This window comes from Hungatella sp. L36 (assembly GCF_014288035.1).
In genome coordinates, this window is sequence record NZ_JACOPC010000016.1 from 130,068 (window position 1) to 140,017 (window position 9,950).

Annotated in this window: 9 protein-coding genes and 1 tRNA gene; 5 read left to right on the top strand and 5 right to left on the bottom strand. The window is 51.3% G+C overall.

All coding sequences use genetic code 11. The features are described 5' to 3' along the window. The 3 genes from H8S80_RS27840 to H8S80_RS27850 all read right to left on the bottom strand — a co-directional run bounded on the left by H8S80_RS27840 (position 1) and on the right by H8S80_RS27850 (position 3,702). A complete protein-coding gene (locus H8S80_RS27840; protein WP_117631008.1) occupies positions 1-753 on the bottom strand; it encodes an EFR1 family ferrodoxin in 753 nt (250 codons plus the stop codon). Between the two features lie 25 nt (positions 754-778). Further along, on the bottom strand, positions 779-1,138 hold the full coding sequence (locus H8S80_RS27845; RefSeq protein ID WP_117631006.1) for an ArsR/SmtB family transcription factor: 360 nt from the start codon (positions 1,136-1,138) through the stop codon (positions 779-781). An 83-nt stretch (positions 1,139-1,221) separates the two neighbouring features. Continuing rightward, complete coding sequence (locus H8S80_RS27850) at positions 1,222-3,702, bottom strand: excinuclease ABC subunit UvrA (RefSeq protein ID WP_117631057.1); 2,481 nt, start codon at positions 3,700-3,702, stop codon at positions 1,222-1,224. A 306-nt stretch (positions 3,703-4,008) separates the two neighbouring features. Here H8S80_RS27850 and H8S80_RS27855 point away from each other — a divergent pair, with 306 nt between their 5' ends. Further along, positions 4,009-4,335 (top strand): thioredoxin family protein, encoded by a 327-nt coding sequence (locus H8S80_RS27855; protein ID WP_025530155.1) that lies wholly within the window; start codon positions 4,009-4,011, stop codon positions 4,333-4,335. Between the two features lie 37 nt (positions 4,336-4,372). Then, positions 4,373-5,290: a thioredoxin-disulfide reductase gene (gene trxB / locus H8S80_RS27860; protein WP_029465572.1), complete on the top strand. Its 918-nt coding sequence runs from the start codon at positions 4,373-4,375 to the stop codon at positions 5,288-5,290. 54 nt (positions 5,291-5,344) lie between these two features. Here the strand turns inward: trxB and H8S80_RS27865 are convergent. Beyond that, positions 5,345-5,432: transfer RNA gene (locus tag H8S80_RS27865), tRNA-Ser, on the bottom strand. Positions 5,433-5,690: 258 nt separating this feature from the next. Here H8S80_RS27865 and H8S80_RS27870 point away from each other — a divergent pair. Beyond that, on the top strand, positions 5,691-5,912 hold the full coding sequence (locus H8S80_RS27870; RefSeq protein ID WP_002600953.1) for an HPr family phosphocarrier protein: 222 nt from the start codon (positions 5,691-5,693) through the stop codon (positions 5,910-5,912). Positions 5,913-6,024: 112 nt separating this feature from the next. On the opposite strand, the gene H8S80_RS27875 is transcribed toward H8S80_RS27870, so the two are convergent. Further along, a complete protein-coding gene (locus H8S80_RS27875; RefSeq protein ID WP_243007859.1) occupies positions 6,025-7,044 on the bottom strand; it encodes a lysozyme in 1,020 nt (339 codons plus the stop codon). A gap of 192 nt (positions 7,045-7,236) precedes the next feature. Here H8S80_RS27875 and H8S80_RS27880 point away from each other — a divergent pair, with 192 nt between their 5' ends. Then, entirely contained in the window at positions 7,237-8,808 is a 1,572-nt protein-coding gene (locus H8S80_RS27880) for a ClC family H(+)/Cl(-) exchange transporter (protein WP_025530160.1), read from the top strand. A 97-nt stretch (positions 8,809-8,905) separates the two neighbouring features. Further along, complete coding sequence (locus tag H8S80_RS27885) at positions 8,906-9,772, top strand: MurR/RpiR family transcriptional regulator (protein ID WP_002600950.1); 867 nt, start codon at positions 8,906-8,908, stop codon at positions 9,770-9,772. Positions 9,773-9,950: the final 178 nt, after the last annotated feature.

Sequence of the window (9,950 nt, forward strand, 5' to 3'; positions counted from 1 at the left end):
CTACATCGTCTTTGGACAAACGTACCGCGGCATTCCTTTACTGTGTTTCCCATATTCTATGGCCTCGGCCGGACAGCGGCAGATACAGGCCATGCAGTGCGTACAGTTCTTTCCCCATACCGGTTTTCCCGCTTCAAGCCGGATGTTGTTCAGCGTACAGACTTTGACGCATTTTCCGCAGGATATGCATGTATCAGCAGCGGAAAACTTCTTTGCATGAACAAACGCCGGATAAAAAATATCATTTATAATCCCGCTGCTTATCTTATCCTGAGCGGTTAAGGCAGGCTGTGGAATGGGCTCGCCTCTCTTCATCGTAAGGGCGGTTTTGTCAATCACAGCTTCAGACTGCTGGAGGAGGTCCATTGCCTCCTCCTGTGTCGGTGTGGAAAACATCGCAATGTAGTTTTCCGGCATCTTGATCTGGGCGCATCCCAGATAGTGAAATTTCCGCGCAGCACAAAGCTTTTCTAAGTATCTGCCTGCATTCCCGATACTGCCGCCGCAGGTCATCACAAAATAAATGTCCCTGTTCCCGGTCAGCGCCGCGTTTTCCAGCCACTCCTGTACGATGCGCGGAATCCGCCAAGCATAAGTAGGGACGACGACGACCCACGGGCTGTCTGAGTGTATTTCTGAATAATCGTGGTTCCGAATTCTTTCAAACAAATTGAGGACCTCGTCCCGGAGCTCTCTGCCAATTCTCTTTGCAGCGTATTCGCTGTTTCCTGTCCCTGAAAAATATAAGATCATAGTAATCACCTTTCGCTTTGTTTTTTTATGGCTGCGAACTGATATGACGTATGCTCGCATAAATGAGGTTGATCAAATCAGCAATCTCTTTCCACTGCGTTCCGTCTACACTTAAATAGTAGTAGTTCTTCGTGCCCTCTTTCCGCATTGCAACAATCCCGGATTCCTTTAATATTTGCAGATGGTGGGAAACGGAGGGTCTTGTAAGATGTGCTTTCTGTGCAATTTCACCGACCCGGATTCCGGACAGATCGCTTTCCAACAGCACCAGCAGGATCAGCTGTCTTGTTTCATCGCCAATGGCAGTAAATGCATTTCTGCATTTCTGAAAGCCGTGAACGATTTCTAACAGGTTCTCATCACATTCTTTTGCTACTAGGGGCATGGCGGCTCGTTCTCCTTTCGTTAAAGTTCATGAACCATTATAACGAACAGGAGCACGCATTTCAACATCGGTAAAGAGATTCATTACCAATGACCGTTATGCAGGGGGAGATCCCGGTGCAGATACTTCGCTGTAATACTTTTTCCGCGCAGCCTCATCTCCTCCGGTGTTCCCTCAAACATGACACGTCCGCCGGAATCTCCGCCATCGGGGCCGAGATCAATGACCCAGTCGCTGTTTTCAATCAGCTGCTGGTTGTGTTCCACGACGACCACGGTGTTTCCGGCATCAGCAAGGCGGTCCAGGAGTATGAGGAAATGTTCGATATCCCTTGGATGAAGGCCGGTTGTGGGCTCATCCAGCAGATAGAGGTTCCGCCCGTTTAAACGGCACTCGGTCAGCTCTCTTGCGAGCTTCAGCCGCTGTCCCTCGCCGCCCGACAGCGTGGTGAGAGACTGGCCCAGCTGGAGGTAGCCCAGACCCACCTCCTGAAGAAGTTCCAGGATTCCGGTAATCTTCGGGCAGTCACAAAATACGGAGAGTGCCTCTGTTACGGAGAGATCCAGCACGTCTTTGACGGACAGGCCTTTATACGTTACGGCCAGGACTTCCGGACGGAACCGGTTACCGCCGCAGACCGGGCAGACGACGGTGGTGTTGGCGAAAAACAGCATGGAATTATCGACATAACCCAGGCCTTCGCAGTTTTCACATCTGCCGCCTGACGTATTGAAGGAGAAATGCCTGGCCGTCAGTCCTGCGGATGCTGCGCCGTCAGTCCGGGCGAAAACGGAACGGATCTCCGAGTAGACACCGGAAAAGGTCGCCACATTGGAGCGCTTCATTCTGGTGACAGAGGATTGTCCAATCTCCACAATCCGGTCGAAACGCTCCAGCCCTGACACGCGGTTTTGTTCTGTACTTTGATTTCCCTTTGCCAGTACTTCAAAGATCAGTGTGGATTTTCCAGAACCAGAGGGACCTGTGACGGAAACGAGGCACTCGGTCGGAATGTCGACGGAAATATGCTGAAGATTGTATTTTTCCGCATTGGAAACCGATATCGTGCCTTTGGGGCTTCGAAACGTAGTCCGGCCGGGGTGGGGAGCGGCGAGGTAAGAACCTGTCACTGAATGGGGCTGCTCCATGATTTCTTTCAGAGTCCCGGCGGCAATAACCTCCCCGCCGTGTATTCCGGCTCCGGGGCCCATGTCGATGATGTAGTCCGCAGACGCCATGACATCGACGTCGTGCTCGATGATGAGGACGGTGTTGCCCAAATCCCTAAGATTCTTCAGAACGGCCATCATTCCGGCAGTATCCTTCGGATGAAGTCCGGCGGTCGGTTCATCCAGAATATAGATGATTCCGGATAAATCGGAATCCAGCGTGGCGGCGAGACGCAGCCGCTGCAGTTCTCCGCCTGACAAGGTGATGACCTGGCGGTCCAGCGTGAGATAGCCCAGCCCCACCCGGATAAAACGGTTTAATTTAGTCTCAATATCCAGCAGATAAGCGTTTACCAGTTCCAGACAGCGTTCTGTCAGAGACGCCCGGAGTTCGCCGATCCAACGATACAGCCGCTCAAAGGAAAAGGAGGACAGCTGAGGCAGACGCAGGTTGTGAACCGTTACATTGCGGCTCAGTTCGCACAGCCGCTCTCCTTCGCAGTCCGGGCATTCGATTACGTCGAAGTATGGGTCCAGAATTCCGGCATCTCCATTCTTTTCGGACAGACGCCGGAGAAGAATAGGGAAGACTCCTTCAAACTTTCCGGCAGCTGTCGTCCTGGGCGGTTTGAGATCAGGATAGGCCTGTTTGATCAGGGGACTTTCAACTCCTTCATATAAAAGCGCCTTTTGGAGCTCATGCATCTGATTGACCGGAATATTGGAGCCATCGGGAAGTCCATAATATTGAAACGCGCGGTAGAGGATGGAGGTCTGGTAGACTCCATACTGCTTTTCCCAGCAGCGTACCGCCCCCTGCTCCAGAGACAGCGATTCGTCGACGGCGGCCGCCTTTTTGATGGCGTGAATCCGCCCCAGCCCCTCGCAGGTGGGACAGGCTCCTTCTTTCGTATTGAAGGAGAAGAAGGTGCGGGTAATTTTGTCCATCCGCCTGCCGCATTGGCAGCAGTCCATATAGACGTGGAAATCCTGTCCGATCTTTTCTGTCGTCTCCTTACAGTCGGCGGCTGAGATGGTCTCCCCGCAGAAGGGACACGTCCGGATTCCCAGCTTTTCGTAGATAATGCGCAGATCGGTGTAGACATCCGTCACAGTTCCGGCGGTGGAGCGCGGATTTTTATTACTGTCTGTCTGGGAAATTACAATCGCAGGCGACACGCCCTGTATGCGTTCCACCTTCGGCTTCTGAATGCCCTGTAATGACATGGCTTCCAGGTACTGTCTCTGACATTCCTGAAACAGGACGTCGATGAGCAGTGTGGACTTGCCGGAGCCGGAGACACCGGTGAATACGACAAGCTTGTTTTTCGGTATTTCCAGGGAAATGTGTTTGAGGCTGCCCTCATACGCACCGGTTATTTTAATGACTGACATGGATACCGCCTTTCTGCCCTGTTCCATCCGTGAGACAGCTTTGCCGATGATGGATGAAGGCTCCTTTCAATTTATCAGTGTGTGTTGATTCGATGATGTTATTCAGAAATTGGATACCATAATTATAGCAAGCGGAGAGGGGGGTGGCAAGAGAACGCGGCTGCCACGATGGAAAATAATAAATAGAAAATTGATAATAATTATGAAAAACCCCTTGACAGTTCATACTGTAACCAATATAATTACAGTATGAACTGTATCTGAGAAAATAACAGTAGTTACAGCAGAGGGAAAGGAGCAGCAACGATGGATATCATGACAATTAATAAAGATAATTTTGACAAAGAGGTACTTCAGGCGGAAAAACCGGTGGTTCTGGATTTCTGGGCGCCGTGGTGCGGTTACTGCCGCAGACTGGGGCCGGTGGTGGACCGTCTGGCGGCACAGTATGAAGGAAAGCTTCTGGTGGGCAAGGTTGATATCGATGAGAGTCCGGAACTGGAGGAGAAGCACGAGATCGAGACGATCCCGACACTGATCGTATATCAGGGCGGCAAGGCGAGCGAGCCTCTTATCAATCCGGGTTCCATGACAGAGATTGAGGACTGGCTGAAAGAGAACGGCGCGGTTTAAAACGAAACGATAACTGTTCACAAGAGGAGAATACGATATGAACGATAAAATATATGACGTTGTCATCATTGGCGGAGGTCCCGGCGGCTACAGTGCGGCGCTTTACTGCGCAAGAAGCGGCATGTCGGTTCTGGTGCTGGAAAAGCTGTCGCCGGGCGGTCAGATGGCGACTACCGGCCAGGTAGATAATTATCCTGGATTTGAAGACGGAATCGATGGCTTCGAGCTGGGAGAAAAGATGAAAAAGGGCGCCGACCGTTTCGGAGCGGAGACTGCGTTTGACGAGGTGATCCGTGTGGATCTTAAGGCCGAGCCGAAGAAGATCACGACTACAGGCGGTGAGCTTCTCACAAAGACAGTGGTGATCGCCACCGGCGCTTCACCGAGAGAACTGGGACTGCCGGAAGAGAAGAAGCTGCGCGGCCGCGGAGTGGCATACTGCGCGGTATGCGATGGAATGCGGTATAAGGACAAGACTGTCGTGGTATCCGGCGGCGGCAACAGTGCGGCGGAGGATGCGTTATTTCTGGCAAAGATCTGTAAGAAAGTATATCTCGTTCACCGGAGAGACGCACTGCGCGCCTCCATGGTATACCAGAATGCGCTGAAGGACAGCCCGGTCGAGTTTTTGTGGAACAGCCGTATTGAAGAGATTCTCCACGAGAAGAAGGTGACGGGAGTTCGTCTGGCCGATGTGAAGACGGGGGAAGAGAGGGAGATCGCCTGCGACGGCGTCTTCGTAGCGATTGGCCGAGTGCCTGACACCGCAGTTTTTGAAGGACAGGTGGAGAGAAATGAACAGGGATATATCATCGCGGACGAGACGACCAGGACGAACGTACCGGGTGTATTTGCAGTCGGCGATGTGAGAACAAAACCGCTGCGCCAGATCGTTACAGCCGCTTCGGATGGAGCTGTGGCCTCTAAGTTTATTGAAGAATTTATTCAGAAATAAATAAAAAGAACACCAGAGGCCATCAAAGATGATTTCTGGTGTTCTTTTAGAAAACGGAGACGGTGGGATTCGAACCCACGTGCCGGTTACCCGACAACCGCATTTCGAGTGCGGCTCGTTACAACCACTTCGATACGTCTCCAGAGCATTCAGTTCTTCCGGCCATATGTGCCCGCCGAAACCCGAACTTCTACATTATACACGATAAATCATTTTTTGTGTAGTCCTTTCTCGTAAAAAAATGAAAGAATTTCTCATTTTTTTATGTATGGAAAGTCCAAAACCGGGAAAGATTAGAAAAGAACATAAAATATTACAACATTTCGTAAAAATATTTTATTTTATTCTGTCGAAATAAGGAGTAAAATAAGATCATCAAACAGAGAGGGAGGTGCTCCAAATGAAAAACATGTTTTATACATTTTCAACCGTAGAAGAAATGGTTGCGTTCGTAAACAAAGCTGAATCCTGTGATTTCGATGTTGACATCTGTTACAATCATCTTGTAATCGATGGAAAATCACTGATGGGCGTTATGAACGTGGGCCTTGGAAAATCGGTGGAAATCGTATGCCACAGCACGGCATTTTCCCCGGAATCGTTAATCGGAAAAGCAGCATGAGCGCAGAACACTCAATAAGCAAAAATGACGGGCGGGCAAATGACAAGCCCCGGTTTTATCTCCTGAATCCCTGAGATCAGTCTCCTGGGAAAAGAAGATAAAACCGGGGTTTTTATTTGTCTTTTAACGCGCCGGTGCTGCCGACTTCATATCCGTCGGGGGTCTCCGCGTTCTTCAGCATGATCCCGTCTTCGCCGCAGTAATACCAGGTGCCCTGCCATGGAATCCAACCGCTCTTCCGATATCCGGAGTGATCGAAATAGTACCACTCCCCGCCGATGGATTCCCATCCGTCCGTGGTCCACGTTCCGTCCGGGTGCTCAAACCACCATCCCGTGTCGTTGGAATTCCATTCTCCCACGGCTCTGCCGGGGGAGGAGACGGTACCGGGACCGTACGTGCTTTTCGTTCCGTTCTCCAGCACGGCTGCCTCGGAAGCGCTGATCTCCCAGGTCTCGGAGGTGATCCATTCACTTCTGTTTAAGGCGTTGTCAACGAAACGGACGCTGAAGCTGTAGCTGCCTTTTCCCGCTATCTTATCGGATAAACGGCAGTAATTGGTGTAGGTGGTCACCATGGCGCCCACAGGCTGACCGTCTTTTAACAGCTGAACCTGATAATAGCGGGCGTTGCTGTCGTCGTTCCAGAGTGCGGTGAAGGCCCCTTTATCCCAGGAAAGTCCGGTTAGAACGACCGACGCTTCCGGGTCGGAGAGCGCATTTAAACGGACCGTCACATGCAGAACAGACTGGGATTCGAGAAATTCCGCTCGGTCGAATACGGCTCCGGCTCCGGTTAAACGGAACGCCTCTCCCTGTGCAGAAGAAAAATAATATCCGCTTTCCGCGCGGAGGGAAATCATGATTTCCGGCGATACTCCGGCTGTCCACGCCGAATCCGGCTGATTGACAATCTTCGTGTTGACGATCCGGCAGTGTGATGCGTAGTAGGGATCATCGACCGTGACGTATACTTCTCCGCCCGTTTTCCCCGCTGTTATGGAGGATGAAAAACTGAGGGGAATCTTATCGATCTTTTCTTTCTCTTTGGCAAAGGCCGGAAGAGAGAGAAGGATGGAGAGGAGGCATGCGGCAAGGAGCAGCCCGGTCCATCGATGTGTGTGTTGCTTCATAAATCTCACCGCTTTCTTTTTCATATCCATATCATAATACTTTTTTTGAGGGAATATGTGGCCAAATTGTGAACAATTTCCTTGCTATCTGAAGATCACCGCGTTATAATCAAATACTGTCAATAGAAAAATTAACACGTTTTTAACGAAAGGATTGGAATGTTAAAAGAGAGTAAAGAGGGGGGACGTAAGATGCGGTCGGAGAATACGGTTACCAATACGATTAACCGTTACCGGAGTTTTCGTTATGCACTGATACTGGAAGGGGTCGCCGTGGGCGCTATTTCAGGAGTCGTGGTGGTGGCATTCCGTTACCTGCTGGGATATGCGGAAATACTCCTGAATTCCGTTTTGAATTATGGAAGGACTCACACGTGGTTTGTGCCGGTGTGGTTTGTGGTGCTTGCTGTGGCGGCCATAATTGTAGCGATGCTTCTGAAATGGGATTCGCTTATATCGGGCAGCGGTATTCCCCAGGTGGAAGGCGAGATCATGGGCGAGATCGACGAATGCTGGTGGCGGGTCCTGCTGGCTAAGCTGGCAGGCGGCTTAATCGGTCTGGGATGCGGCCTGTCTCTCGGACGCGAGGGCCCCAGCATCCAGCTGGGCGCTATGGCGGCCAAGGGGTTTTCCAGGATTACGAAGCGGGTGAAGACGGAGGAAAAGCTTCTCATGACCTGCGGTGCGAGCGCCGGTTTATCTGCCGCATTCAACGCGCCGATTGCGGGAGTGCTGTTCTCCTTAGAGGAGATACATAAGCATTTTTCACCGGAGATCCTTCTGTCATCCATGGCGGCATCGATTACGTCAGACTTTGTTTCCAGAAATGTATTCGGCTTGAAACCGGTCTTTACTTTTCATATTACTCATATGATGCCGTTAGGTACATACGGCCATGTGCTTATTCTGGGAGTCATCATCGGGCTGATGGGCGTGGTCTATAACACTTGCCTGTCCAAATCCCAGGACCTGTATCAGAAGCTTCCGGGACAGACGATGCGGCTGCTGATCCCATTTATGCTGGCCGGGGTGTTCGGATTCCTTTATCCGTCCGTCCTGGGCGGCGGCCATTCCCTGGTGGAGGTGCTCTCCTCCGGAGAAATGGTGATGGGCTCCCTGTGTCTGCTGTTTGTGCTGAAATTCGTATTTTCCATGGTGAGCTTCGGTTCCGGAGCGCCGGGCGGTATCTTCCTGCCCCTTCTCGTCATGGGAGCCGTGATCGGAGGCATCTACTTCAACGCGGTGGGAATGGTGAGCGGTTCTTTAGACGGGCTTTTAGGCAACTTCATCATCCTGGGTATGGCCGGTTACTTCTCCGCCATTGTCCGTGCGCCGATTACGGGAATTATCTTAATCAGTGAGATGACGGGCTCCTTCTCCCATCTGCTCACGCTGTCCATGGTGTCCCTGGCTGCATATCTGGTGCCGGATATCATGCGGTGTGCGCCGGTTTACGACCAGCTGCTTCACCGTCTGCTGGCGAAGCAGAATCCGGATAAGAAGGCGGTTCTGACCGGAGAAAAGGTGCTGGTGGAAGGCATGATCTTCCATGGAAGCGCGGCGGAGGGCATGAAGGTATCGGAGATCGCGTGGCCGAAGACGTGTCTCGTCGTCTCCCTGATGAGGGGCGAGGCGGAATTCGTGCCGAGAGGCGATACGAAGCTGCTTGCCGGCGATAAGATTGTTGTGCTCTGTGACGAGACGGCGGAGGGCCAGCTGCACCGGACGCTGCAGGAGTTCTGCGAGACGGTGAAAATGCAGTAATTATAGGAAAATTTTACATAACCTGTCTTGTTGGCCTGTTCGGAACTTCATATAATTGACGTAAAATTGTAGTATTTCTACATAATGGGAGGCGTCAATGAACCAGAGACTGAAACAGGAGATTACCCGGTCCTATCCGGTGCTGCGCAGATCTGAGAAGAAGACGGCGGATTATCTGCTAAAATGCGGGGAGAACTTAAAGGATTTAACGCTGGAAAAGATCGCTGAAGGGGCAGGAGTCAGCCAGCCCACCGTCATGCGGTTTGTGAAGGCGCTGGGCTACCAGGGATTTAAGGATTTCCGGTATGAACTGGCGGGGAGTGAGCAGGAGGAGGGCAGCCGTTTTCTGTACGGTTTTCCATTTTCCGAACGCGACACCATCCGCGATGTCCCGGCAAAAATTATCGGAACCACCATCGGACAGATCGAGAAGACCATAAGAAGCATAACGCCGGATATCCTGGAAGACGTGGTAAAAGCGATTACCGGGGCGAATAAAATCGCCGTCTATTACGTGGAGAATTCCTCCTGTACGGCGCAGGATCTGATCACGAAGCTGATGTACCTGGGAATCCACTGCATCGCTTACGGAGATGTGTATATGCAGAGCGTCAGCGCGGCCAGCCTCTCGGAGGGGGACGTGGCGATCGGCATATCTTACTCGGGATTTTCCAGAAGTACGGTGGACGCCATGGAGATGGCCGGAAAGGCCGGAGCGAAGACGATCGCCATCACCAATTTTGAACATACCTTACTGGAACAGTATTCCGATCTGGTCCTGTGCACCAGCAACCGGCAGTTTCTGTACGGCGACGCCATCTTTTCCAGGGCCTCGCAGCTCATGGTGGTGGATATGATCTACATTGCCATTCTTTTGAGCGACTATGAGCGGTATACCGGAAAGCTGGATGAGAGCAGCAGGGTAATACGGAAGCAGGCCTACGGGCAGCCCGCAAAGCTTTAAGTGATGAAAAAATATAAGCTGTAGAATTTCGAACTGTAGAAATTCTACAGCTTTTTTTACTTTCTAGGAAACTTCGCAAATCGGCCAAGATAGTGTATAATGGACTTGAAATAAAAAATCACATAACAAAAGAGCGAATGTAGTGATTCGCCACGACGTTGATTATGTAGTTTTTTGT

Coding starts and splice junctions, on each gene's coding strand:
- H8S80_RS27875 (WP_243007859.1), bottom strand. CDS start 7,044: ATGAAGCAACACACACATCGATGGACCGGGCTGCTCCTTGCCGCATGC.
- H8S80_RS27840 (WP_117631008.1), bottom strand. CDS start 753: ATGATCTTATATTTTTCAGGGACAGGAAACAGCGAATACGCTGCAAAG.
- trxB (WP_029465572.1), top strand. CDS start 4,373: ATGAACGATAAAATATATGACGTTGTCATCATTGGCGGAGGTCCCGGC.
- H8S80_RS27885 (WP_002600950.1), top strand. CDS start 8,906: ATGAACCAGAGACTGAAACAGGAGATTACCCGGTCCTATCCGGTGCTG.
- H8S80_RS27845 (WP_117631006.1), bottom strand. CDS start 1,138: ATGCCCCTAGTAGCAAAAGAATGTGATGAGAACCTGTTAGAAATCGTT.
- H8S80_RS27850 (WP_117631057.1), bottom strand. CDS start 3,702: ATGTCAGTCATTAAAATAACCGGTGCGTATGAGGGCAGCCTCAAACAC.
- H8S80_RS27870 (WP_002600953.1), top strand. CDS start 5,691: ATGAAAAACATGTTTTATACATTTTCAACCGTAGAAGAAATGGTTGCG.
- H8S80_RS27855 (WP_025530155.1), top strand. CDS start 4,009: ATGGATATCATGACAATTAATAAAGATAATTTTGACAAAGAGGTACTT.
- H8S80_RS27880 (WP_025530160.1), top strand. CDS start 7,237: ATGCGGTCGGAGAATACGGTTACCAATACGATTAACCGTTACCGGAGT.